The following is a 23,104-nucleotide window of genomic DNA, read 5'->3' on the forward strand; positions in this document are numbered from 1 at the left end:
CCGCGCGGCGGCCGCCCTGGCCGCCACGCAATCATATCTGATGAGGAGCCACCGCATGGCCGTGCCGTCCGTTGCCGTTGAGCAGCGTTCTTCGATCCTGTCGCGCCTGAGCGAAAGCCGCAACGCGCTTGGCTTCGGCTTCATGTTGCCGGCGGCGGTGCTGCTGTTGGTGTTTCTGACCTATCCGCTCGGGCTGGGCGTCTGGCTCGGCTTCACCGATGCCCGTATCGGCCGCCCCGGCATCTTCATCGGCATCGAGAACTATCAATACCTTTGGAGCGACAGCGTCTTCTGGCTCTCCGTCTTCAACACCCTGCTCTACACGATCAGCGCTTCGATCCTGAAGTTCATGCTCGGCCTCTGGCTGGCGCTCATCCTAAACGAGAACCTTCCCTTCAAATCGTTCTTCCGCGCCGTGGTGCTGCTGCCCTGGGTGGTGCCGACGGTGCTGTCGGCGATCGCCTTCTGGTGGATCTACGATTCGCAGTTCTCGATCCTGTCCTGGGCGCTGCAGCAGATGGGCCTGATCGACCATCGCATCAACTTCCTCGGCGACCCGACAAACGCGCGCGCCTCGGTCATCGCCGCCAATGTCTGGCGCGGCATTCCTTTCGTCGCCATCACCCTGCTTGCCGGCCTGCAGACGATCCCCCAATCGCTTTACGAGGCCGCCACGCTCGACGGCGCCAGCCGCTGGCAATTGTTCCGCCATGTGACACTGCCGCTGCTGACGCCGATCATTGCCATCACCATGACCTTTTCAGTACTGTTCACCTTCACCGATTTCCAGCTGATCTATGTGTTGACCCGCGGCGGACCGGTCAACGCCACCCACCTGATGGCGACGCTGTCCTTCCAGCGCGGCATTTCAGGTGGCCAGCTTGGCGAGGGCGCCGCTATCGCGGTTGCCATGATCCCCTTCCTGCTGGCGGCGATCCTGTTCAGCTATTTCGGCCTGCAACGCCGCAAGTGGCAGCAAGGCGGCGGAGACTGAAATGGCCGCGATCAAGAGACCGAAACGTCCGGAAACCGATGAAGGCGGCATGGGCTACCTGCAAAGCCTGCCGCGCCGCGTGGTGACGGTCTATCTGCCATTGCTGGTGTTCATCATCGTGCTGCTGTTTCCGTTCTACTGGATGACGATCACGGCGGTTAAGCCCAATGTCGAGATGACCGATTACGCCAACTTCAATCCGTTCTGGGTCGTGCATCCAACGTTGCAGCACATCCGCTATCTTCTCTTCGAGACGTCCTATCCCGGTTGGCTGCTCAACACGGTCATCATCTCCACCGCCGCCACGTTCCTGTCGCTGCTGGCGGCGGTGCTGGCAGCCTATGCGATCGAACGGCTGAGGTTTTCGGGAGCGCGGCAGGTCGGTCTCGCCGTCTTCCTCGCCTATTTGGTGCCGCCCTCGATCCTGTTCATTCCGCTGTCGGTGATGGTGTTCAACCTCGGGCTCTACGACACGCCGTTCGCGCTGATCCTCACCTACCCGACGTTCCTGATCCCGTTCTGCACCTGGCTGCTGATGGGCTATTTCCGCTCCATCCCCTTCGAGTTGGAGGAATGCGCGCTCATAGACGGAGCGACCCGGCTGCAGATCCTCACCAAGATCGTGCTGCCGCTGTCGGTGCCGGGCCTGATTTCCGCCGGCATATTCGCATTCACCCTGTCATGGAACGAGTTCATCTACGCCCTGACGTTCATCCAATCGTCGGAGAACAAGACCGTGCCGGTCGGCGTGCTGACCGAGCTTGTGCGCTCTGACGTCTACGAATGGGGGGCGCTGATGGCGGGCGCGCTGATCGGCTCGCTGCCGGTCGTGGTGCTCTACTCGTTCTTTGTCGAGCACTACGTTTCCTCGATGACCGGGGCGGTGAAGGAATGACGCCGACCGCGAGCGGCTTGCCGCCAAATGCACGGCGGCAAGCCGGCCGCATGGCCGCGGCCGACAGGCGTCAGATCGCCCGTATGATGCCGCCGTCGACGCGGATGTTCTGGCCGGTGATGTAGCCGGCGCCATCGGAGGCGAGGAAGGCGATGGTGGCTGCGATCTCGTCGCTGGTGCCGTAGCGCTGCATCGGCACGCTGTCGCGCCGCTCCTCGGTGGCGGGCAGGCTGTCGATCCAGCCCGGCAGCACGTTGTTCATGCGCACATTGTCGGCGGCATAGGTGTTGGCAAAGATCTTGGTGTAGGCGGCAAGGCCGGCCCTGAACACCGCCGAGGTCGGGAACATAGGGCTCGGCTCGACCACCCATGCCGTCGAGATGTTGATGATGGCCCCGGCCTTCTGCCTGACCATGTGGGGCGTCACGATGCGCACCGGCCGGATGACGTTCATCAGGTAGACGTCGAGGCCGGTGTGCCACTGCTCGTCGGTGATCTCGAGGATCGGCGCGCGCGGCCCGTGGCCGCCGCTGTTGACCAAAACGTCGATGCGGCCGAAGCGCTCGAGCGTCAGGTCGGCGAGACGCTGCAGATCCTCATTCGACTGGTTGGATCCGGTGACGCCGAGACCGCCGAGCTCGCTGGCCAGCGCCTCACCCTTGCCGGACGACGACAGGATCGCAACCTTGAAGCCGTCGGCGGCCAGGCGCTTTGCCGCCGCCGCGCCCATGCCGCTGCCGCCGGCAACGACGACTGCCACTTTTTCTACACTCATCGCATCTTCCTTTCCGGATTGGTTTTCGGCCCGTACCACCATTGATCACAACGTGTTATATTCGACTTTCGCTGCTGGTTCGAACCAGAAAGCCTTAAATCGGACTGTAGAAAAACTACTCGATGCCCGAAGCCTTCCTGCGCTTGCCACCGCTCAATGCGCTGCGCGCCTTCGAGGCGTCGGCGCGGCATCTCAACTTCCGCCTCGCCGCGCATGAGCTCAACGTGACGCAGGGCGCGGTGGCGCAGCACATCCGAGGGCTGGAGGCCAGCCTCGGCGCGAAACTGTTCGAGCGGCTGCCGCGCGGCCTGGCGCTCACCGACGAGGGCCGCACCTATGTGCCCAACATCCGCCGCGCCTTCGAGCTGATCTCGGAGGCGACGGTGCTGCTACGGCCGGAACCGGCGCGCCTGACGATCAGCGTGACGCCGAGCTTCGCCACCAAATGGCTGATCCCGAAGCTGCCGGAGTTCGTCGCGCACAATCCGCTGGTAGACCTGCGCATCCTCGCCACCGAAAGCCTGTCGAGCTTCCAGGCCGACGGCGTCGACATCGCGGTGCGGCAGGGCCGTCCTCCCTTCGGCCCCGGCCTCGTCGTCGACCTCCTGTTCCCGCAGCAAATCATCGCCGTCTGCAGCCCTGCCCTTTTGCCGCCCGGCGCCGGCGAAATCGCCGCGGCGGACATCCAGCAGCATGTCCTGCTGCATGACGGGCACAATCTGTGGCCGGAATTCATGGAAAAGGCGCTCGGCCTGAAGATGGCGAAGGAGGTCAAGCGCATGCGCTTCAACCAGACGGCGCTGGCGATCGACGCGGCGATCGCCGGCCAGGGCATCGCGCTTGCCAGCCGCTTCCTGGTCGCCGCCGACCTTGCCGCCGGACGGCTGGCGCAGCCGGTCCAGGGAGACATGCGCGGCACCCAGGATTTCCACGTCGTCATGCCGCGCAGGCAGCGGCATCCCGAACCGACGCAAGCCGTCCGGCAATGGCTGCTGGATGCGAGCGACGCGGGCTGAAGCTCCGTGCCCTAAAAGCTGATCTCCACCGCCGCCGCACTCCGCTTCGCCTCGCCATGGAACACCGCCTCGATGTTGTTGCCGTCGGGGTCGAGCAGGAAGGCAGCGTAGTAGCCGGGGTGGTAAGGGCGCTCGCCGGGCGCGCCGTTGTCCTCGCCGCCGGCCGCAAGTCCCGCCTTGTACCAGGCGACGACCATGGCGCGGTCCTTGGCCTGGAAGGCGAGATGATGGCGGCCGGTGAGCACGCCCTGGGCGGCGCGGCTGTCAACGCTGGAGACGAATAGTTCATCGGCCCAGAAGTAATCCTCGGCCTCGCCGCCGACCGGGATGCCCAGCACGTCGAACGCCGCGCCGTAGAAGCGCCGGCTGGCCTTCAGGTCGCGCACCACAAGCTGGATGTGGTCGATGAGCCGGCCGCGATAGAGTTCCATGGAGAGCCTCCTGTTTTGACTGGTCAATCATCTAGAAGGGACCAACCTCCGGTCAATGTCGGGTATTGCATGCTACTGACACTAGAGAAGACGATGGGGCGGAGGAGGTGTGAAGCAACGCAGCTTTTCAGGCGGCAGCAAAAATCACCCGTGCCAAAAATCTGATTAAAAAATGCAACCGGATTGTCGGATTGCTGCCAGTGCCAACGTCCTTCGGACGCAAGCGGCGTGACGAAGCTCGAAAAAGGCGCGCCGTGTCGACAAACTCTAGCTTCCGGCATGGGAGAAGAACATGAAGCTTTCCTATCGTTGGGTCATCGTCGCGGCTGGCGCGCTGATGACTTGCGTCGCCATCGGCGCGATGTTTTCGCTGGCGATCTTTCTCGAGCCGATGTCGCTCGACACCGGCTGGTCGCGCGCCGGCATATCGAGCGCAATGACGCTGAATTTTCTGGTGATGGGTCTCGGCGGCTTCGCCTGGGGCGCCATCTACGATCGCGTCGGCGCCCGCCCCGTCGTCTTCGCCGGTGCGCTGCTTCTGGGGCTGGCGCTGGTGCTGGCCAGCCGCACCGGCTCGCTCACCGTCTTCCAGCTCACCTATGGCGTCCTCGTCGGGCTCGCGGCCAGTGCCTTCTTCGCGCCGATGATCGCGCTCACCACCGCCTGGTTCGACACCAACCGCAGCCTCGCCGTGTCGCTGGTATCGGCCGGCATGGGCGTGGCGCCGATGACCATCTCGCCCTTCGCGCGCTGGCTGATCACCGCCTATGACTGGCGTGCGGCCATGTTCGACATCGGTGTCATGGCTTGGGTGCTGCTGCTGCCCGTCGCCTTTCTGGTGCGACAGCCGCCGGCGGCGGTCGCGGCAACCGATGGCGCGCCGGCACCCGCCACCGACGATCCCGGCATGAGCGTCGGCCAGGCGCTGCGTTCGCCGCAATTCCTGGTGCTCGGCATGACCTTCTTCGCCTGCTGCGCGGCGCATTCCGGCCCCATCTTCCACATGGTGAGCTATGCCATGGCCTGCGGCGTGGCGCCGATGGCCGCCGTCTCGATCTACAGCGTCGAGGGCCTCGCCGGCCTCGGCGGGCGCCTGCTCTACGGCGTGCTCGGCGACCGGCTCGGCGTCAAGCCGGTGCTGATCACCGGGCTCCTCATCCAGGCCGCGGTGATCTCGGCCTATCTCGCGGTCAGCCGGCTCGAACAGTTCTATGTGCTGGCCGTCATCTTCGGCGCCACCTATGGCGGCGTCATGCCTCTCTACGCGGTGCTGGCGCGCGAATATTTCGGGCCGCGCATCATCGGCACCGTGTTCGGCGCCGCCACCATGCTGTCCAGCCTCGGCATGGCGTTCGGGCCTCTGGCCGGCGGCATGATCTATGACGCCTATGCCAGCTATTCCTGGCTGTTCATCGGCTCGGCGCTGGTCGGGCTGGGCGCCGCAGGCATCGCGATTGCCTTCCCGCCGCAACCGAGCCGGCAGCGGCTGCAAATGGCGTAAGCATCAAAAGACAGTCGGCGGTTCCATTCTTCACGGAACCGCCGACCGGTGGCGCGAAATCCATTTGCCGGACGCCTGCGAGTGTGAAAGGCTCCGCAAGAGACGCCGCATCCGATGAATGTCGGCACGATCCCATGGTCCGGGAGACATTGCAGTGACCGCAAGCTTGGAAGCCGAAGACGCCAGGAGTTGGTCCACCCTGCTGGTCGCGGCGGAAAAAGGCGACGCGGAGGCCGTGCGCGCGGAGCTTTCCGCCGGTGCGGACATCAACCAGAGCGACGAAGGCGGCTGGTCGGCGCTGCACCTTGCCGCCCACAATGCCCGCCTCGCAGTGCTCGAAGCCTTGATCGCGCAGCCGGAAATCGACGTCAATTCCCGGAACAAGTGGAAGAGCACGCCGCTCAGCCTGGCCGCAGCCAAGGGTCACTACGACTGCATCCTGGCGCTGGCGGGACATCCTCGGATCGATATCAATGCCCGCGCCGACTACTATGGCAGGACGGCGCTGATCGAGGCGGCAAGGAACGGGCATCTCGATGTCGTCAAGCTGCTCGTGGGGCATGGCGCGGACGTCAATCTGGCCGACAAGACGGGGCGAAACAGCGCGCTCATCGAGGCCATCAAGGGACGCCACTACGAGGTCGCCGAGTATCTGCTGGAATCCAGGAAAGTGAACTTCCTCAACAAGGACATGCGGCTCAACGCATTGATCTGGGCCGGCAGCACCCGCAACGCCCAACTCATCGAGACATTGGACGCCGCGATCCACACCTTCTTCGAGGGCAAGTGAGCGCAGGACCGACCGCGATCCACATGTCCTGACGCAGGACGAACCCGCCGTGCACTGTTCGGTGGCAGGCGTCAGGCCGGCGGCACGCCCTCGGTCGCGATGATGCGCGTGTTGGCGCAGCGGAAGCGGATCTGCTTCAGCCGCTCGTACTCAGGCGAGTCGTACCAGGCGGTCAGCGCCGCCATGTCGGGGAATTCGATGATGACCAGACGGTGCGGCTCCCAGTCGCCCTCCAGCACCCGGGTCAAGCCGCCGCGCGCCAGATACCGCCCGCCATGACGCGCTTCCGTCGCCGGAACCTCGCGCCGGTATTCATCGAACATGGCGGCGTCGGTGACGTCGACATCGGCAATGAGATAGGCAGCCATTCCAGTCCCTCCTTCTCAAATCGTCTTCCACATCATCAGGATCGGCACCGGCGCGCCGCCGCGATCGTCGTGGATCGTCTCGCCCGGCTGGTAGCCGCAGGCCCGGTAGAGCGGCTCCCCGGCCATCGTCGCGCCGAGCTCGACACGGCGAAAGCCCTCTGCCCTCGCCGCATTTTCGCAGAGCGAAAGGATGAGGCGGCCGACGCCGCGCCGCACGAAATCGGGATGCGTGTACATCGCCCTGACTCGCGCCGCGTCGGTGGCGGGATCGAGCAATGCCGCGCTGCGCCCCGGCGTCCTGTCGCCGCCATAAAGCGTGGCGCGCCGGCTCCAGCCGCCGCAGCCCGCCAGCGCTCCTCCGCATGTGACGACAAAATAGGTTCCGTCGTCGATAAGCTGCGTGTCCAGGCCCATGATGGCGCGGCTGGATTCGATCTGGGCATCATTCAGGAAGGGTTTTTGCAGCTCGCCGATCGCCAGCGCCATCAGCGCCGAAATCGCCGCGATGTCGTCGCGCGTGGCTGTCCGGTACTGTAACTCCTGGCCAGACATTTGCGGGAATGCCAAAGTGTCATTGAGGGGTCGTAATTTATATTAGTGCATACTCATATCAAAGGGCCGGCATCCAAGGCTTTCAAGCGCCTGGCGCCACCGTTGTCGCCACCACCCAGCGGTGCTTGCCGATCTGACGAGCGCGGCGAAAGCCCTTCTTCTCGAACATCGCCAGCGTGCCGTTGTGCAGGAAGGCGCCGGCGACCTTCCGGCCTTGCGCGTCCTCGGGATAGCTTTCCACCGTTCCGCCGCCGAGGCGGGCGATTTCGCCGAGCGCACCTGCCAGCGCGGCGGCGGCCACGCCTTCGCCGCGACGCGCCTTGTCGATGAAGAAGCAGGTGATGCGCCAGTCGGGAAGGACCTTCAGCCCTTCCTCATAGGCGCGCCGGTGCTTGATGCGCGGCAATTCGTCGGTCGGCCCGAACTGGCACCAGCCGACGCAGGCCGCGCCGTCGAAAACAAGCGCGGCATGCGTGCTTCCGTCCCGGACCCTTGCCTGCTTGGCGGCGCGGTTGCCGCCGGCGCCGTTGCCCTTGGCATGGAAGGCCATGCACCAGCAGCCGCCCCAAACGCCATTGTGGCGCTCGACCAGCGCGGCGAACTCCGGCCAGGTTGTTTCGTCGAGGGGTTTTACGCTGAAGCTCATCGTGGTTCCTCAAAGCCAGCGATAGCCGTTTTGAAGGTTCGCGCCTCAGTTCCGGAACAGGCGGCAAATCCCGACATCATCAGCGTCGTCCCTTCGAATGGGTAAGGCGAATGAAGGCGTCGACAATCGGGACGCGGGCTGGGCCTGTCAACCGCTGATGGAGCGCCCCGCCTCCCTCCCCTCGTCGTCGCGGCGCAGCCGCGCGTCGGAGATCAGCATCACCGGGCACGGGCAGCGCTGCAGCACGTCGCTCGTCGTCTCGCCGAAGATGAGTTCGTCGCCCGGCCGCCGCGCCACGCCCATGACGATCAACGCCACCCTCCTGCCAGCCTGGCGGGCAATGGCATCGGCGGCGGCGGCCCTGCTGCGGATGGCGGTCTCGATCTCGACGCCATAGCGGTCGGCAAGCTCGACAATGTCCTTAAGCACAGCCTCCCTACGGCGATGCGAGACGGTGTCACGCGGTTCGTCGCGGCCGACCCGCGCAACATAGAGCATCTTGACCGGCGCCCCGGTGACAGCGGCAATGGCAAGCGCGAGCTCGGCGCCACGGCGGGCGACCGAAGTGCCATTGACCGGCACCAGGATCTTGCCTGATCCCGGGCCGAGCCTCGGCATCTGCCGGCCGGCGCCGGCGGGCTTCAGCACCAGACAGAGCGGGCCGTCGAAGGCGCCGGCGATGTCGTTCAAGCGATGCGAGAAGCTGCCCTTTGAAGTCACCGCACGGCCGAGCCCGATGAGCAGCACGCCGTAGCCTTTGCGGGCTTCCTTCGCCACCGCCTCGGCCGACAGCGGCGCTTCGTGCCGGCGACGGGTGACGGGGGCCTCGCGGGCCGGCTCCTGGTCGGCCTGGAGTGCCGCCTCGCGGCCTTCCTCGGCGCCCCGCTCGATCTCGTCCAGATGCGCCGCCTCGTCGGGCTCGGCTTCGCTTTCGCCGCTGGCATGCAGCACCGTCATCGGCTTGCCGGCCCCGACCACGCCGGCAAGGTAGGCGGCGAAGCGGCCGACCACGCCCTCGTCGACGACCACAAGCAGCCGCTCCAGATTGGCGATGAAGCCGCGCTGGTCGACCTCCTCGCGCTCCAACCGCTTCTTCTCCGCCTCGCCGATCGACAGGCGCCCCAGCGCCCAGCGTAGCGTCGGCGGCATCGCCAAAGTGGTGATGACGGCCATGGTCACGATCATGGTGAAGAGGTTGTGCGAGAGCACGCCTATCGACAGGCCGATCGAGGCGACGATGACTTCGGTCGAGCCGCGCGCGTTCATGCCGCAGCCGACGGCGATGCCCTCGGCACGGCTCATGCCGGCGAGTTCCGCGCCGATGAAGGCGCCGGCAAACTTGCCGATGCTGGCAATAGCGACCAGCGCCACTGTAAGCAGTGCCAGCTGCGGATCGACGAGCACGGTAAGATCCGTCGACAGACCGGCGACGCCGAAGAACACCGGCATGAATAGCGCAGTGATGACGCCGCGCAACTGGCCCTCGATGTGGCGCGACAGGATCGGCGACTCGCCGACCAGTATGCCGGCGACAAAGGCGCCGAGCACGGTGTGGACGCCGATCAGGTCGGTGATCAGCGCCATGGCGCCCATGATGGCGAGGATGATGGTGACGACGGCATATTCGCTGTGGAAATTGTCATTGGTCCAGCGGATGGCGTCGAAGACGATGCGGCGGCCGAGCGTGAATGAAAACGCCATGAAGGCGGCGACGCCTAATATCGTGAAGGCAAGGCTGCTCACCTCGACGCGGCCATGGGTAGCGATGCCGATGGTAATCGCGATGATCACCCAACCGATCGTGTCCTCGATGATTGCCGACGAGACGATGGTCTGGCCGAGGTCGCGGCGCATGAAGTTCATCTCGCGCACCACCATGGCGACGATCTTAACCGAGGAGATCGACAGCGCGGTGCCGAGGAACAGGCCTGCGACGATGCGCTCGCCGCCTGGGGCGAGCAGCGTCGCAGGCATGAACTGCGCCGCAGCGAAGCCGATCACGAAGGGCACCGCCACGCCGGCTGCGGAGATGGAGAAGCAGGCGCGGCCGACCCTGCGCACCAGCTTGAGGTCGGTTTCCATGCCGGTGAGCAAAAGCAGCATCAGCACGCCGAGCTGGGCCACGGCATTGATCATGCTTTTCTGGCTGGCATCGCCGGAAAAGACCACCCGTTCCCCCTCCGGCCACAGCCAGCCGAGCAGCGAGGGGCCGAGCAGGATGCCGGCGATGAGCTGGCCCATCACGGCAGGCTGGCCGAAGCGTTCGAGCAGTTCGCCGAGACCGCGTCCGACGAGAAGCAAAAGGATGATCTCGAGAACGAAGACCCCCTCGCTCGACATGCCGGTCTTCTCGGCGCCCCAAGCCATGGCCGGCGTGACCAACAGCGTCATTGCCGCAATAGCGACCGACCGGTGCCTGTTTGGCAGGAAGGACAAGACTCGCACCCCTCGATTATTGCGAACGACAACGGTTTGGCGCGCCTATCGGTTGCACCGCCGCGTGGCGCGGAAACGACTGGCGGCAACGCGGACAATTCGATTCAAATGCGGCTGTGGATGTTTGCTTTCGGGTAAAGCGACTCAAGCATCTTCGCGGCACGGCGGGCAATAAGGAGAAGCTAATGAAAAGCGACTTTGCCGCCGCTCGTCTGCACCTCGAGCGGGCCGGCCACTATCTGCGCGGCGATGACGAAGCCAGCCACACGACGCTTGCGGCGCTCGATCTCATGATAGAAGCAATCACGGTGGCCCAGTACAGCCGCCATTCGGCCGATGTGGTGGAATTTCCGGGACCGGCCGCGAGGAAAATCTCCTACCAGGGCTGAAGCCGGCCTTCCGACATCCACGCGCGGGAACGTTTCAGTGTGCCGCGCGTTGTTGTCATCGGGGTGATGGCCGGCCATTTCCGCCGGCCATTGCATTTGGATGGCAAGGGGATGTCCAAGATCGAGACCGTCAAGCCCGTCGAGGCGGCGGCAGCGCCGCGGGCCTCTGATGCGTTCGCGCTGAAACTCACCTCCTCCGAACTGGCGACGACGATGTCGCATTTCCACCGCGCAGAGATCGCCCGCATGGCCGGATGGCGCGACAGGCTCGACCGCACCAGCAACTGGGCGATCACCGTCGCCGCCGCGATGCTCTCGGTGTCGCTGTCGACGCCGAGTTCGCATCACGGCGTGCTGCTGTTCGCCATGCTGCTGATCACGCTGCTGCTCTGGATCGAGGCGCGGCGCTACCGCTTCTTCGACGTCTACCGTGCCCGGGTGCGCCAGTTCGAGCGCTACTATTTCGCGCAGATCTTCTCGCCGCAGCCCGACTTCGCCTCCAACTGGCTGGCGATCGTCGGCGAAGGCCTGCGCTCGCCGCGCTTCCTGATCTCGCAGCGCGCGGCGCTGGTGCGCCGGCTGCGCCGCAACTACATCTTCATGTACACGATCCTGATGCTCGCCTGGGTGTTGAAGATCACGACCCCCAGCCTGCAGCGCGAAGGCTCGCCGATCGGCTTCGGCGCCTCGTTCCTCGACGCGATGCGCGTTGCCGCGCTCGGGCCGGTCCCCGGCATCGTCGTCGCGTCCATCGTGGGACTGTTCTATGTCGGCCTGCTCGCCGCCGCCTTCCTCGTCAGTAGCGACGAGGGCGAGCTGTCACACGGCACCGTGCATGTCTGAGCGGACGAAGGCTGCAACCTGATCCTAAATCCAGCTGCTGCTTTCGAAGAAAGCAGGCGCGGCCGATGCCTCGCCGGGACAACCTCCGGGCCCGGCCGCCGTTAGCACGTTGATAAGCAATTGGTAATAAAAGCTCATGGATGAGAGACTTGCCTCAATCCGCCAGCACAATGGCGCCATCGCCGGCAGGGCCCTGCCGTGCGCATTAGGAGCCTGATCATCCTCAGCATGGTCGGCGCCGCGGCGCTGATCGGAACGGTCGGCGGCGTCGCGGTCTTCACGCAGATGGCGGCGACCAAATATCTGGGGCTGACCGAGGCCACCAACGTCGCGCGCGAGCTCGCCGACACGATCGTCTTCAAGCCGTCCGACGGGACGCCTTCGCTGCTCGAGCGGCCCGAGGCGCTCAACCAGTTCCTGGAGCTGCAACACGGGCGCTCGCAGCGGGATTTCGTCGTCGTCGACCGCAACAAGGTCATCGTCGCCCACGCCGCCGACGAGGAGCACAAGGCCGGCGACAAATTCGAGCACGACCCCGGCAACGAGGTCGGCCAGACGCTGGAAGACGGCATCCCGCGCAAGTTCGTCGATCCGGAGGAAGTGAACGCCATACTGGCCGTTCCGATCGAACAAGGCGGGAAGACGATCGTCGGCGCGGTGCTGCTGGAATACGATGCGGTGCTGAACGCGGCCGAGCAGCGCACCAACAGCATGCTGTGGCTGATTGGCCTCAGCGCGGTTGCCGCCATGCTGGTGGCGGCTCTCTTCGCCTGGGTGCTGCTCAGCCGTTTCGGCTCCGGCCTCAGGGATATGATGCGCGGCATGCAGGCGCTGGCGCAGGGCAATCAAATGATGCGCATCAGCCATGGCCGCAAGGATGAGTTCGGGCAGCTGGCCGACGGCTTCAACACCATGGCGGACCAGCTCGCGTCGGCGCGGGCGCACATCGAGGACATCGTCGAGACGGTGGCCGAAGGCATCGCGGTGCTCGACGCCCATGGCCGCATCGCCAGCGCCAATCCCGCGGCGGCAACGATGGTCGGCCGGCGCGCCGACAAGATCGTCGGCCTGCAATGGGACGCGGCGCTGAAACTCCACGACGCAAGAGGCGGCGACTTCGCCGGCGGGACGTCTCCCGTCGAGATGGCTTTGGCCACCGGACGCCAGCACCAGGGCGAAGTGCGCCTGACCAGATCGGATGGATCGCAAGTGCCCGTCATCGCCAGCTGCAGCCCGCTGAGCCGGTCCGAGGGCGGGCTGGTGCTGACGCTGAACGACATCAGCGAGCTGCGCCGCGCCGAAGGCGTCGTCAACGAGCGCGCCGACCAGCTCGCCGTCCTCAATCGCGAGCTGCACGAGAAGTCGGAAACCACGACCCGGCTGGTCAAGCTCGGCGAGTTGCTGCAGGCCTGCGTGACCTTCCCCGAAGCCTTCTCGGTGGTCGGGACGGCGATGACCGAGTTCCTCGGCGGCCTGAGCGGCAGCGTGCATCTGACCAGCGCCTCGCGCAACCTGGTGGAAGAGATGGCGCACTGGGGCGACGTACGCTCGAGCGTCAACCAGTTCGCGCCGGAGGACTGCTGGGCGCTGCGGCGCGGCCAGGAGCACGTCGCCGGCCCGGGCATGCTGACGCCGCGCTGCGCGCATATCACCGAGAACGGCAAGAAGGGCTATGTCTGCATGCCGCTGGCGGCGCAGGGCGAGACGCTGGGCATCCTGCATTTGTGCGAGCCCAACGCGGCCGAGAAACCGCAATGGCTTGCCGAGCGGCAGCAGATCCTGCGCGGCGTCGTCGACACGCTGGCGCTGGCACTGGCCAATCTGCGCCTGCGCGAGACGCTCAGGCAGCAATCGATCCGCGATCCGAACACCGGCCTGTTCAACCGCCGCTATCTCGAGGAAACCAGCAGCCGCGAACTCAGGCGCATGGAGCGCTCGGCCCAGCCGCTGGCGATCATCATGCTCGACGTCGACCACTTCAAGCAGTTCAACGATACGTTCGGCCACGAAGCCGGCGACCTCGTGCTGAAGCAGGTCGCGGCAACCCTGATCGAGCATGCCCGCGACAGCGATGTCGTGTCGCGCTATGGCGGCGAGGAATTCGCGCTGGTCATGCCGGGGGCATCGCTCGAAGAGGGCGCCCAGCGCGCGGAAACGCTGCGCCAGGCGATCAAGCAGCTGCATCTGGCGCATCGCGGCCGCACGCTCGGCACCGTCACCGCCTCATTCGGCGTCGCCGCCTATCCCGAGCATGGCGCCGGCTGGGCCGAGCTGACCAACGCCGCCGACCACGCCCAATACGACGCCAAGGCGGAAGGCCGTGACCGCGTCGTCGTCGCCAGGAACAATGCGCCCGGCGAGCGCCCGGCGATCCAGCTTGTGCCGCCGGCGAAGGCGGGCGCCGAGGCCAAGGGCTGATATGTTTTCACCGTCGGCCATCCGCGATCCTCAATTTGCCGCACCAAGCACGAACCAGCGCTGATCCGATTGGATGAAATGCGCGTACTGCGCATTCGAAAACTGTGAATTGACAAGCGAGCCGCTTCCTCGCCTGCTAACTGGGCAAACTAGGGAGGCGTAGATATGGCCTATTCATATCGGTGCAAGGACTACCCTGGAATGGAAGCCTGTCCGGGATCGTTCACGGCTGAGACCGAAACTGAACTGTGGAAACACATCGAGCTTCACGCCGCCATCGCTCATCAGGAGAACCCCGAGCAGTGGTCGCCGGAAGACCGGCAACAGGTGAAAAAGATCATTCAGGCCAGCTAACCCTTGGCGGTATCGCGCATCGCGACGGCGACAATCGCGCCCGAGAAAAACGTCAGTGCGGCGATCGACGTGATCGCCCATGAGAGCCCGAAGCGATCGGCGATGAGGCCCGCGGAGAGCGCGCCGATCGCGTAGCCGAGGTCGCGCCAGAACCGATAGACGCTAAGCGAGCGGGCGCGCCAGCTTGGATGCGAGGCGTCTGAAACCGCAGCGATCAGGCTTGGATAGACCATCGCCGTTCCAAGGCCGAGAAGAAGGCTGCCGACGAGCCACCACTCGAACCGGCTGGTGGCCGCGGTGAGAAACAGGCCGCCGGCCTGAACCCACATTCCGGCCACGATCAGGCCTTTGCGACCCCAGCGATCGCTCAAGGGGCCGGTGACGACCTGCAGGATTCCCCAGGTCGCGGGATAGATCGCCTTCAGGATGCCGATGCGCTCGACGCCAAGCCCGAAGGAGGCGAAGAACAACGGGAAAATACCCCAGCTCATGCCGTCATTGAGGTTGTTGACGAGACCCGCTTGCGATGCCGCGAACAGATTGCGATCCCTGAACGAGGTCAGCGCAAACACCTCCCGGAAGCTGATCGGCGCCGTCTGCTGTTTGTGGGCGGACGCCTCCAGCCTGAGGTGGTCGCGCGTGTCACGAACGAGCAGGATCGACAGCACGGCGCCGATCACGGCGTAGCCCATGCCGAGATAGATCGGCGCGGGACGCAGACCATACCGCGAGGCGAGATAGCCGGTGAGGAACGCCGTCACGCCGACGGCGAGGTAGCCGGCAAATTCGTTGAGGCCGACGGCGAGGCCGCGCGATTTCGGGCCAACGAGATCGACCTTCATGATGACCGTCATCGACCAGGCGAGCCCCTGGTTGATGCCGAGCAGGGCATTGGCCGCAATCACCCATCCCCAGCTCGGCGCCCAGATGATCATGAACGGGACCGGCAGGCCGACAAGCCAGCCGAGGACGAGAACGCGCTTGCGGTCCCAGGCGTCCGCGAGTTGGCCCGAGACCAGATTGGCAAGCGCCTTGACCACGCCGAAGCTGACGATGAAGGAGACGACGAGTGTCGTCGAGGTGATGCCGAACTCTTCCGACCCGATGAGCGGCACGACCGTTCGCTCGACCCCGACCATGCCGCCGACAAAGGCATTCACCAGCATGAGCAGCGCAAACTGCCGCCAGTTTTCCTTGAGCCCAAGCCTGACAGTGGAGCCTGGCGAAACTGATGCCCCCTCGTTCATTGCTCAGGCCGAGGCGGCGGCGAGACCCGCGTTGGCGGCACGGTTGCGCGCCGCCTCCGGCGGCGGGGGCGGTATGTCCGCGATCATCGTGGCGACGAAAGCGTCCTCGTCATCAATGCGGAACGCCTTGTTGAAGCGCTTCTCGAAGCCAATCGTCGATGTCGGCTTGCCGCTGAGCGAGCGCCCGCAGACCGAGCCGGAGTAGGCGCCAGGCAGCACTTCGACGTGATCCGGCAGTTGCTTGAGGCGGCGCACGCTCGAAAACAGCGTCCGCGCGCCGTCCTCGGCACTGGTTGCAAGTTCGGTTCGTCCGAGATCGCCAACCATGAGAGTGTGGCCCGTCAGCACGAACCATGGCTCGGCCGCGCGTGTCCTGTCCGTGACCAGGAGCGAGATGTGCTCCGGCGTGTGCCCGGGCGTGTGCATGACGGTCATGGTCACGTTGCCGAGCTCGACTACCTCGCCGTCCTTGGCGCGTCGAAATGGGAAACCGGCTTCCGCGCCCTCGAACAGCATGTATTCCGCGCCGGAGGCTGCGGCGAGCGTCCGCCCGGCGGAAATGTGGTCGGCGTGGATGTGCGTATCGACCACATAGAGAATGCGCATGCCGGTCGCCTCGGCAACTCGAAGATAGGGCGCGATATCGCCTACCGGATCGACGACGGCGGCTGCCGACTTGCCTCCGCATCCGAACAGGTAGGATGCAGCGACGGGATCGGAATGGAGGAACTGACGGAGGATCATGACTCTTGCACTCCCTGCCTCGCCCGAGATAACATTCAATTATTCTGCTGAATGTTCCATCGAGAAGAAGGCATGTCAAGCATCGGACCAAAACAGGTGGTTTTCGCCAGCCTTGCCGAACTGGCTCAAGCTCTCGGGCATGCGCACCGGCTGGAGTTGCTGGAGCACCTCGCCCAGGGTGAAAGGAATGTCGAGGGGCTTGCGGCACGGGCGGGCCTCAGCTTTGCCAACGCCTCGCGCCACCTTCAGATCCTCCGGCGCGCGCACCTTGTCGAGGCGCGGCGGCACGGCAAGCATGTGCTTTACCGTCTTGCCGGAGATACCCAGGTGGTTGAGTTGATGAAGGCCTTGGGGCGCGTGGGCGAGCGGAACGTCGCCGATGTCAATCGCGTCATGGCCGACTACTTCCACGCACGCGACGCGCTGGAGGCTGTGTCGCGCGAAGACCTTGTCTCAAGACTGCATGACGGTCTTGTCACGGTTCTCGACGTCCGGTCGGAGGACGAATTTGCGCTTGGACATCTTCCGGGGGCGCTCAACATTCCGCTCGCTGACCTTGAACGCCGGCTGGCGGAGCTTCCCGCCAACCGGGAGGTCATCGCCTATTGCCGCGGTCCTTATTGCGTTCTGTCCTTCGAGGCTGTCGCGTCATTGCGGGCGCGAGGGTATGTCGTTCATCGGCTCGAGGACGGCTACCCCGAATGGAAGGCTGCGGGCCTTCCGGTTGAGGCGGCGGCCTAAAGTGGCCTCGCACCCTTGGGCCTTGCCCGGGACGGCTACGCCTGGGTGGGCGTGCAATACCTGGCCTTCAGCCATGTGTTCGACGGTCCGCTGCTGTAGCGGCTGTCGGCGCGCTTCGAGATGATGCCTTCGAGCCCCATCTTCTCGGTGGCGCGGATGATGCCCAGCGCACTGCCCTCGAAATGCTCGCTGTATTGGATCCTGCCGAGGCCGGGCTCGACCAGTTGCCACAGCGCCTGCTTGCGCTGCAGCAGGGGCAAGGAGGCCAGATCGCGACCGTCAAGATGGAGGATGTCGAACGCGACGAAGACCAGCCGGCTCGGCTCGTGCCAGATCGCGGTTTCCAGCGCGGGGCGGTCGGGAGAGCCCTGCTCGCCCGGCACAATGACCTCGCCGTCGAGAATGGCGGACCGGCACGGCAGCTCTACTTCCAGCGCGATGGGCCAGTATTTCGTGGTCCAGTCACGGCCGTTCTTGCTGTAGAGGCGCACCCCGCCCTTATCGATGATGATCTGCGTCCGGTAGCCGTCAAGATGGACTTCGTGAACCCATCCCTCATCTTCGGGCGGCTGCTCGACCCGAGTCGGGATCTGCGGCGGGATGAACTCCAGCCGGCCGCTGTTGACCTTGGCTCGCTTACTCAATGACGCCACCTTTGACCACGCGGCGGCGGCTTGTCGGCACAGGCGGCCCGACATCCCCCCAACCTGGATGCCTGCCGCCTGTGCCGAGCCCCCGCCGAGTCATTGCAATCATCTACGCACGGGGCCGATTTGTCGTTAGCCCCGCATCCAAATACTTATCCTGGGGTACATATCTCGCTCAGTGCGGCGCTCTCTGACGCCAAATGTTATCCGGGATTGTCGCGAGCCACTTGGGCCTTGGCCAGTTCACGGCGACCTGGTCAGTCCATCAAAAGCACCAGGGCCGGATGCAGCTTCTTCAGATTCGGCAATGATTTCGATTGCCAGGGTATGTCGGGCGTTCCACGCACGACCAACCGAACATCAGGATGCTTGCGCACCTCGATGGTAAATTTCGCCAGCAGGTTGATGCCGGAAGAGTTGAGAAAGTGAAGGTCCTTCAAATTGAGCGTAATGGAAGCGGGATTTGACGCAAGCACACTGGTCGCCAAGGCCGTGATGGGCGCACCGGCTTGTGAACTGGCCAGCCGCATTGAACCGTCGAAAAATATATCGCTTCCCTCAATCCACACACGGTAATCGTCTGTCTTGATTTCCATAGCCTGGTTTCGTTTCTTCTAGTTTTGAGTTTGCGAGATCGGAATGGAGGCGTATGTCTCCAGGCAAACCCGATCGCTTTCGTCCGCTGAGCTGAATATCCAGGCCAGGCGTGCGCCATAGTCGCTCATCAACGTCAGCAGTCCGAGCCCGGAGCCCGATATGTCGGGGTTCGCGGCATTCGCTTCTATTCGCTGTATCAGCAGGTCCTTGGGGTCGCCAACCGTGATGTCGGCCAGGAGAGTTTGGAACTCGGACGCGTCTTGACCATCGATGTCGTTCGACACCTTGAGCTTGAAGCACTCCGAATCCATCGACGCCTCGATCACGATCTCACCCGGCGCGCGAAACTTGACGGCATTTTCGATGAGCTCGTTGACCAGATATCCGATGCTATGCCGCACTTCCAAGTAGTCATTGCGAGACGACTGAAAGCGCAATGCGAAAAGATCGGCGATGAAGTCCGAGGTCGTAGCGCAATGACGCCAACTCAGGTCGAGAGGGCCGTCGAACAGCCGCACGCGACTGACGTTCTCCCTCATCCCGATTGCAATGTCAGGGGTGCCGAACAGCGCGGTCATTGCCTAGGTGTGCCTTATGATCACAAGGGTGATGTCGTCGTGGATCTTCTGGATTCCGATATGGGCCATCAGATCGTCGACGATCCCGGTTTTGATTTCCTCGGCGCTCCGGCCGTGACGTCTTTGCACGCTCTGGGAGAGACGCTCGAACCCGAACAGTCTCTTGTTCTGGTCTTCCGCCTCGGTCACACCGTCAGTGTGCAGGACGATGACGTCGCCGCTGCCGAACCGGATGTCACGCGTGTCAATGAACTGCGAGATGTCGCTCTCCAGACCGACCGGCAGACCCAGATCAAGCGTATCGATGCGTTCGACTTCCCCATCCGCGCGCACGACGAGAACGTCCTCATGCTGGCCGGATAGCGTGACCCGCTCATCCTCAAAGTCGAGGAAAGCCAGCGAGAGATGCTTGTCGGTGTTGGTCCGCTCGATGTTCTTGTAGATCGCGCTGTTCAGCCTATTCAGAAACTGGTGCGGATTCGCTTCGTTGGCCTCCTGCAGCGCGCGTGCAACGGATTGGACCATCAGCATCAGCACACCGCTCTCGAGGCCGTGACCGGTCACGTCGCCGATGCCGACCTTGACACGCGATCCGTTCTGCAGAACGTCGTAATAGTCGCCGCCGACCTCGTCGGCCGGCCGCATGTAGGCTGCGATCTCCAGCCCGGGAATCGCTTCGAGTTCGAATGGTTTCGGCAAGACCATCATCTGGATCTGCCGGGCAACCGCGAGTTCGGCGCCGAGGCGGACGTTCTCGTCCCGCAGCTTTTCGTTGAGCGCGGAAATCTCCAGGTTTGCGTCCCCGAGTTCCCTGGTTCGGTCGTCGACGAGCTGCTCGAGGTTTTCGGTGTGAAAGCTGATCTCCTCGGCCATGCGGTTGAAGGCGATGCCTGCCGCTCCTACCTCGTCGCGCGTTGGAATGCTCACGCGGACTGAATAGTCCTTGGACTGGAGCCGCTGGGCGGCACTGGCAAGCGACCTGAGGCCAGCGGTGATGCGCTTCGAAATTCCGAGCACCGCCGCAAAGACAATCAGGAGCGAAACGACGATCGCGCCGATCTGGAAGAGCAGGATACGATTGGTTGCGCGGGAGATGCTCTGCTGCGCGGCGAACAGCGATGCATAGATCTCCCGTTCGGGCACGACGATGCCGACCGACATCGTCTCGGGCTTGATCGGTCCCGAACTCCACAGATTGGTCGGCTTCAATCTCTTCAGGACGACAATGTAGGGTACGCGTTCGCCCTTGTTGTCGAGCATGATATGCTGAATGACACCGTCATTGTTCTGGTCGAGAGGCAGCGACGCGATGGCGGGCTGCGTGCTTCCGCGCAGGGACCTCTCCAGGCCGGTGACGCCCTGCGCGCCCGCATCGCTCGATGACGTCAGGCCGATGATCGCCTGGCCCGACGCATTGATCGCCACCACGTTGCCGCTCGACATCGTCAGGAAACCAAACCCGGTTTCGGCGATCTTCACACGTTCGACGACTTCCGCAAGCTGATCGAGCGTGATGTCTGCCCCCGCCGTGCCGGCGATACCGGTGCGATCGCGCGTCCACAGCGGGTGGAAAAAGCTGACGATCAGCTTTCCCGTGATTGCGTCGGTGTAGGGCGCTGTCTGGGTGATGTCGTCAGGGACCGGACGCGAGGCCGGATCCTTGGCCCATTGCTGCCACGACCCATAGATCCCAGGAAAGAAGAACTCCCAGAACTCCGCCTTGTTGTGGCCTGGATAGAGCCGGTCGAAGGTCTGTGCCTGGTCCGTATACGGCACCGTCCTGAAGATCGGCCGCTCTTTTGGACCGATATAGTACATCTGCAGTTTGGACGACCCGCTGGCCATGAGCGTCGGCGCGACGAGATCCAGCACGGTACTGTCTTCTATTTCCTGCTGGACGCTCGGCAACGGATTGTGGTCGGCCCCCAGCAGGTAGCCCCAGACGCTTATCACGGACGGCGCGCCCGGCAGGTTCTGCGCCCAATCGCCTTGCGCGTCGTAGACGACCTTCACGGAGCCCGGCGCTTCATGCGAAAGCGTCGCTCCGACCTGTTGCTGCCGCGTAGGATCATCGATTTGGCCCTGCAGCACGCCGGCCAGCGCCTTGACGTCGCCATGGACCCGATCGAGCAGCAGGTCGACACTCAACGCCGTCGACTCGGCATAGGAGCGAATGTACTCCTGGTTTGCGGTCGTCAGGCCCTCACCGACTTCCGATGTGGCATCGCTCGACAGCTTCTGAACGTTCCAAAGCGCCAGACCGCCGCTCAGCAGGAGGTCGAACAGCACGGCGCCGCCAACGACCAACACGAACTTCGCTCGAAAGGAGCGCAGGCCGAAACGCGGGGCAGGTTCGTTGTCGGCTTTCATTGCGGTCGCCGCCCCGATGCGACCCAGATCGGCCAACCCGCATAACCCTTGGGATGTAGCGCCGCGAAAATGTGGTCCTGAAACCCCTGCCGGAACCGTGCGACGAACTCGGGTCCGTCGCCGCGTCTCACCGCCATCTCGCCCGCATAGACATCCGCCCAGGCTACGATGACATCGGCGAAGTCCTGCGGATCGCCGTCCAGGTTGGTGACCATGAAGGTCTCGACACGGATGTCTTCGAATCCGGTTTCGATCAGGTATCGCCTACTCTTGGGTCCAAGCTCGACGTCCATCTCGAAATGCCCGAACAGCTTCGCCACCTCGTTGTAGGTCCAACGAATGCTTTCTGCGCGCGGCTCGCCGAGGCAATGCGAATTCTTCTCGTTGGTGATGTAGACCCGCCCGCCTGGCTTACATATGCGGTAGAGTTCCTTAAGGATGAGTTCCGGTCGATTGAAGATTTGAAGGGAATGCCGGCAGGTGACCAAGTCGAATTGCGCTTCATCGAGCAGCATTTCCGACGCATCGCCATAGGTGTATTCGATGCCCCGGATATCGAACTCCCGCATCACCTGTCGAGCATAGTTCAGGCTGGACATGGAGTGGTCGAGGGCGACGATCCGCGATGGCTGGAACTCCTTCTGCACGAGCACGGCGAAATCACCGATCCCGCAACAGATGTCGGCCATGACGATCCCTGGCCTCATGCCGTGTCGCGGTAAGATTGCGCGCTCGTGGCGCCAGGTCATCTTTGTCTGCGTGCGCAGGATTGGAACGAACCCGCCTTCCTCGAGGAAGCCCTGCCCCGGATAGAATTCGCTGTCATACTCCTCGACCGTGATGTTCGGTTCGATTCCGCTCAGGCGACTGAATTTTCGCGAGGTCCAGCCGACGACGCTCGACGTGATGACGACAAATTTGAGATCGGGTCGAGCGCGACAAGCGTCGATGATGATCCTCGAAAAGGCGTGAAACGCGGCGTTGTTCATCTGCGTCAGGCGTCTGACATTGACGTAGAGAACGCCGCGCACACGGGCGATCGCGTCACGCAGCAATGCCAGGCTGGGCGCAAGCTCGTCGATCGCCTGAGGCCGGACCACCCCGGATAAGGAGAATTCCTGGCTGTTCGCGTCGTATTGCGCCTTGAAGCGTGGGAGAAGGCTGTAAGGGCTCAATGTTCAAAGCCCTCGAGCGGAAGATCCACGACCAACTTGATCGCATCGCCGTCGGCTTCCTCGACCCTCAGTGTCGCGTTGTAGTCGACAGCCAGTTCCAGGAGTACGATCTCCCGGCTGGGCGCGATATCCCCAGACACGGAACTGACGTATCGCTCCCTGGCTTCCAATCCCGCGACCTGGCTTACGGCTTCCTTGTAGAATTGGCGCTCCTCCGCCACGCAAGGAAATGTCAGCTCGATCCTGTCCGTCGCTCCATGGCGCGACACCCTGCATGCCAGTTCGCCGTCGCCATGGCGCGTGCGAAAGGCAACCTCCAGCAATTCGTTGAAGGCGGAGGAAAAGAGATTTGAATGCCGGACCGAGTCTGACCTCGTCTGGCTGATCATCCGGGCCACGTATGTCGAGACATAATCGCAGTGCCTCCAGGCGGAGACAAAATTTCTGATTTCCATGTCGATCTGGATCATCGGCTCAAAAGTCGGCTCGCCAGCCAGGTCATGATGAACAGCTCCCATCGGCATCCTCCCTATTCCATCCGTATTGAGCCATGGCGGCGCGATGACCTCCGAGACGGAATTTCCGCCGCCTCGTGAT

24 protein-coding genes are annotated in these 23,104 nt (G+C 63.9%); 10 read left to right on the plus strand and 14 right to left on the minus strand.

What is annotated here, in order from left to right; translation table 11 throughout:
• The first annotated feature begins 55 nt into the window (after window positions 1-55).
• Together EN857_RS03235 and EN857_RS03240 are read left to right on the plus strand one after the other, a co-directional pair.
• Window positions 56-994, plus strand: a complete 939-nt coding sequence (locus EN857_RS03235) for a sugar ABC transporter permease (RefSeq protein ID WP_128275417.1) — start codon at window positions 56-58, stop codon at window positions 992-994.
• 1 nt (window position 995) lies between these two features.
• Complete coding sequence (locus EN857_RS03240) at window positions 996-1,889, plus strand: carbohydrate ABC transporter permease (protein ID WP_127285796.1); 894 nt, start codon at window positions 996-998, stop codon at window positions 1,887-1,889.
• A gap of 70 nt (window positions 1,890-1,959) precedes the next feature.
• On the opposite strand, the gene EN857_RS03245 is transcribed toward EN857_RS03240, so the two are convergent.
• On the minus strand, window positions 1,960-2,664 hold the full coding sequence (locus EN857_RS03245; protein ID WP_127394110.1) for an SDR family oxidoreductase: 705 nt from the start codon (window positions 2,662-2,664) through the stop codon (window positions 1,960-1,962).
• A gap of 122 nt (window positions 2,665-2,786) precedes the next feature.
• On the opposite strand from EN857_RS03245, the gene EN857_RS03250 reads away from it, so the two are divergent.
• Window positions 2,787-3,680 carry a LysR substrate-binding domain-containing protein gene (locus EN857_RS03250; RefSeq protein WP_128346505.1) on the plus strand — a complete coding sequence of 298 codons (894 nt, stop codon included), beginning with the start codon at window positions 2,787-2,789 and terminating at the stop codon, window positions 3,678-3,680.
• Between the two features lie 11 nt (window positions 3,681-3,691).
• On the opposite strand, the gene EN857_RS03255 is transcribed toward EN857_RS03250, so the two are convergent.
• Entirely contained in the window at window positions 3,692-4,111 is a 420-nt protein-coding gene (locus tag EN857_RS03255; protein ID WP_127311003.1) for a VOC family protein, read from the minus strand.
• A gap of 292 nt (window positions 4,112-4,403) precedes the next feature.
• On the opposite strand from EN857_RS03255, the gene EN857_RS03260 reads away from it, so the two are divergent.
• Together EN857_RS03260 and EN857_RS03265 are read left to right on the plus strand one after the other, a co-directional pair.
• Window positions 4,404-5,612, plus strand: coding sequence for an MFS transporter (locus EN857_RS03260; protein ID WP_127286122.1), 1,209 nt, complete (start codon window positions 4,404-4,406; stop codon window positions 5,610-5,612).
• 154 nt (window positions 5,613-5,766) lie between these two features.
• Complete coding sequence (locus EN857_RS03265) at window positions 5,767-6,402, plus strand: ankyrin repeat domain-containing protein (protein ID WP_127311002.1); 636 nt, start codon at window positions 5,767-5,769, stop codon at window positions 6,400-6,402.
• Between the two features lie 71 nt (window positions 6,403-6,473).
• Here the strand turns inward: EN857_RS03265 and EN857_RS03270 are convergent, their stop codons facing one another.
• From EN857_RS03270 to EN857_RS03285, 4 genes are all read right to left on the minus strand, one after another.
• A complete protein-coding gene (locus EN857_RS03270) occupies window positions 6,474-6,770 on the minus strand; it encodes a DUF1330 domain-containing protein (protein WP_127286120.1) in 297 nt (98 codons plus the stop codon).
• 15 nt (window positions 6,771-6,785) lie between these two features.
• Window positions 6,786-7,322, minus strand: coding sequence for a GNAT family N-acetyltransferase (locus EN857_RS03275; RefSeq protein WP_127286119.1), 537 nt, complete (start codon window positions 7,320-7,322; stop codon window positions 6,786-6,788).
• Between the two features lie 82 nt (window positions 7,323-7,404).
• A complete protein-coding gene (locus tag EN857_RS03280; RefSeq protein ID WP_127393510.1) occupies window positions 7,405-7,968 on the minus strand; it encodes a GNAT family N-acetyltransferase in 564 nt (187 codons plus the stop codon).
• A 147-nt stretch (window positions 7,969-8,115) separates the two neighbouring features.
• Window positions 8,116-10,359, minus strand: a complete 2,244-nt coding sequence (locus tag EN857_RS03285; protein ID WP_128346504.1) for a cation:proton antiporter — start codon at window positions 10,357-10,359, stop codon at window positions 8,116-8,118.
• A gap of 230 nt (window positions 10,360-10,589) precedes the next feature.
• On the opposite strand from EN857_RS03285, the gene EN857_RS03290 reads away from it, so the two are divergent.
• From EN857_RS03290 to EN857_RS03305, 4 genes are all read left to right on the plus strand, one after another.
• Window positions 10,590-10,793, plus strand: a complete 204-nt coding sequence (locus tag EN857_RS03290) for a hypothetical protein (RefSeq protein WP_127394105.1) — start codon at window positions 10,590-10,592, stop codon at window positions 10,791-10,793.
• A 111-nt stretch (window positions 10,794-10,904) separates the two neighbouring features.
• Complete coding sequence (locus EN857_RS03295) at window positions 10,905-11,636, plus strand: DUF2270 domain-containing protein (RefSeq protein ID WP_127286116.1); 732 nt, start codon at window positions 10,905-10,907, stop codon at window positions 11,634-11,636.
• Window positions 11,637-11,834: 198 nt separating this feature from the next.
• A complete protein-coding gene (locus tag EN857_RS03300; protein WP_135857985.1) occupies window positions 11,835-14,054 on the plus strand; it encodes a diguanylate cyclase in 2,220 nt (739 codons plus the stop codon).
• Window positions 14,055-14,219: 165 nt separating this feature from the next.
• Window positions 14,220-14,408: a DUF1059 domain-containing protein gene (locus tag EN857_RS03305; protein WP_127284475.1), complete on the plus strand. Its 189-nt coding sequence runs from the start codon at window positions 14,220-14,222 to the stop codon at window positions 14,406-14,408.
• Here EN857_RS03305 and EN857_RS03310 read toward each other — a convergent pair.
• Both EN857_RS03310 and EN857_RS03315 read right to left on the minus strand, forming a co-directional pair.
• Window positions 14,405-15,655: an MFS transporter gene (locus EN857_RS03310; protein ID WP_127391381.1), complete on the minus strand. Its 1,251-nt coding sequence runs from the start codon at window positions 15,653-15,655 to the stop codon at window positions 14,405-14,407. The genes EN857_RS03305 and EN857_RS03310 overlap by 4 nt on opposite strands.
• A gap of 3 nt (window positions 15,656-15,658) precedes the next feature.
• Window positions 15,659-16,399 carry an MBL fold metallo-hydrolase gene (locus tag EN857_RS03315; protein WP_127391382.1) on the minus strand — a complete coding sequence of 247 codons (741 nt, stop codon included), beginning with the start codon at window positions 16,397-16,399 and terminating at the stop codon, window positions 15,659-15,661.
• Between the two features lie 72 nt (window positions 16,400-16,471).
• Here EN857_RS03315 and EN857_RS03320 point away from each other — a divergent pair, with 72 nt between their 5' ends.
• The gene (locus tag EN857_RS03320; RefSeq protein ID WP_127391392.1) at window positions 16,472-17,140 is read left to right on the plus strand and encodes a metalloregulator ArsR/SmtB family transcription factor; all 669 of its coding nucleotides are present in this window, start codon (window positions 16,472-16,474) and stop codon (window positions 17,138-17,140) included.
• 35 nt (window positions 17,141-17,175) lie between these two features.
• Here EN857_RS03320 and EN857_RS03325 read toward each other — a convergent pair whose 3' ends face one another.
• The 6 genes from EN857_RS03325 to EN857_RS03350 all read right to left on the minus strand — a co-directional run bounded on the left by EN857_RS03325 (window position 17,176) and on the right by EN857_RS03350 (window position 23,025).
• Window positions 17,176-17,838 (minus strand): RNA ligase family protein, encoded by a 663-nt coding sequence (locus EN857_RS03325; RefSeq protein WP_245493441.1) that lies wholly within the window; start codon window positions 17,836-17,838, stop codon window positions 17,176-17,178.
• Between the two features lie 206 nt (window positions 17,839-18,044).
• Window positions 18,045-18,383, minus strand: a complete 339-nt coding sequence (locus EN857_RS03330) for a hypothetical protein (protein ID WP_127310430.1) — start codon at window positions 18,381-18,383, stop codon at window positions 18,045-18,047.
• Between the two features lie 18 nt (window positions 18,384-18,401).
• Complete coding sequence (locus tag EN857_RS03335) at window positions 18,402-18,962, minus strand: ATP-binding protein (protein ID WP_187331171.1); 561 nt, start codon at window positions 18,960-18,962, stop codon at window positions 18,402-18,404.
• Between the two features lie 3 nt (window positions 18,963-18,965).
• Window positions 18,966-21,332 (minus strand): SpoIIE family protein phosphatase, encoded by a 2,367-nt coding sequence (locus EN857_RS03340; RefSeq protein WP_127310431.1) that lies wholly within the window; start codon window positions 21,330-21,332, stop codon window positions 18,966-18,968.
• Window positions 21,329-22,507: a class I SAM-dependent methyltransferase gene (locus EN857_RS03345; protein ID WP_127391383.1), complete on the minus strand. Its 1,179-nt coding sequence runs from the start codon at window positions 22,505-22,507 to the stop codon at window positions 21,329-21,331. Before EN857_RS03345 ends, EN857_RS03340 begins: the two co-directional genes overlap by 4 nt.
• Window positions 22,504-23,025, minus strand: coding sequence for a ubiquinone biosynthesis methyltransferase UbiE (locus EN857_RS03350; protein WP_127310436.1), 522 nt, complete (start codon window positions 23,023-23,025; stop codon window positions 22,504-22,506). The genes EN857_RS03345 and EN857_RS03350 overlap by 4 nt, the downstream gene beginning before the upstream one ends.
• Between the last annotated feature and the right edge of the window lie 79 nt (window positions 23,026-23,104).

This window comes from Mesorhizobium sp. M4B.F.Ca.ET.214.01.1.1, assembly GCF_004791545.1.
GTDB lineage: Bacteria > Pseudomonadota > Alphaproteobacteria > Rhizobiales > Rhizobiaceae > Mesorhizobium > Mesorhizobium abyssinicae.

Coding starts and splice junctions, on each gene's coding strand:
- EN857_RS03235 (WP_128275417.1), top strand. CDS start 56: ATGGCCGTGCCGTCCGTTGCCGTTGAGCAGCGTTCTTCGATCCTGTCG.
- EN857_RS03240 (WP_127285796.1), top strand. CDS start 996: ATGGCCGCGATCAAGAGACCGAAACGTCCGGAAACCGATGAAGGCGGC.
- EN857_RS03245 (WP_127394110.1), bottom strand. CDS start 2,664: ATGAGTGTAGAAAAAGTGGCAGTCGTCGTTGCCGGCGGCAGCGGCATG.
- EN857_RS03250 (WP_128346505.1), top strand. CDS start 2,787: ATGCCCGAAGCCTTCCTGCGCTTGCCACCGCTCAATGCGCTGCGCGCC.
- EN857_RS03255 (WP_127311003.1), bottom strand. CDS start 4,111: ATGGAACTCTATCGCGGCCGGCTCATCGACCACATCCAGCTTGTGGTG.
- EN857_RS03260 (WP_127286122.1), top strand. CDS start 4,404: ATGAAGCTTTCCTATCGTTGGGTCATCGTCGCGGCTGGCGCGCTGATG.
- EN857_RS03270 (WP_127286120.1), bottom strand. CDS start 6,770: ATGGCTGCCTATCTCATTGCCGATGTCGACGTCACCGACGCCGCCATG.
- EN857_RS03275 (WP_127286119.1), bottom strand. CDS start 7,322: ATGTCTGGCCAGGAGTTACAGTACCGGACAGCCACGCGCGACGACATC.
- EN857_RS03280 (WP_127393510.1), bottom strand. CDS start 7,968: ATGAGCTTCAGCGTAAAACCCCTCGACGAAACAACCTGGCCGGAGTTC.
- EN857_RS03285 (WP_128346504.1), bottom strand. CDS start 10,359: ATGACGCTGTTGGTCACGCCGGCCATGGCTTGGGGCGCCGAGAAGACC.
- EN857_RS03290 (WP_127394105.1), top strand. CDS start 10,590: ATGAAAAGCGACTTTGCCGCCGCTCGTCTGCACCTCGAGCGGGCCGGC.
- EN857_RS03295 (WP_127286116.1), top strand. CDS start 10,905: ATGTCCAAGATCGAGACCGTCAAGCCCGTCGAGGCGGCGGCAGCGCCG.
- EN857_RS03305 (WP_127284475.1), top strand. CDS start 14,220: ATGGCCTATTCATATCGGTGCAAGGACTACCCTGGAATGGAAGCCTGT.
- EN857_RS03310 (WP_127391381.1), bottom strand. CDS start 15,655: ATGAACGAGGGGGCATCAGTTTCGCCAGGCTCCACTGTCAGGCTTGGG.
- EN857_RS03315 (WP_127391382.1), bottom strand. CDS start 16,399: ATGATCCTCCGTCAGTTCCTCCATTCCGATCCCGTCGCTGCATCCTAC.
- EN857_RS03320 (WP_127391392.1), top strand. CDS start 16,472: ATGTCAAGCATCGGACCAAAACAGGTGGTTTTCGCCAGCCTTGCCGAA.
- EN857_RS03325 (WP_245493441.1), bottom strand. CDS start 17,838: ATGTCGGGCCGCCTGTGCCGACAAGCCGCCGCCGCGTGGTCAAAGGTG.
- EN857_RS03330 (WP_127310430.1), bottom strand. CDS start 18,383: ATGGAAATCAAGACAGACGATTACCGTGTGTGGATTGAGGGAAGCGAT.
- EN857_RS03335 (WP_187331171.1), bottom strand. CDS start 18,962: ATGACCGCGCTGTTCGGCACCCCTGACATTGCAATCGGGATGAGGGAG.
- EN857_RS03340 (WP_127310431.1), bottom strand. CDS start 21,332: ATGAAAGCCGACAACGAACCTGCCCCGCGTTTCGGCCTGCGCTCCTTT.
- EN857_RS03350 (WP_127310436.1), bottom strand. CDS start 23,025: ATGGGAGCTGTTCATCATGACCTGGCTGGCGAGCCGACTTTTGAGCCG.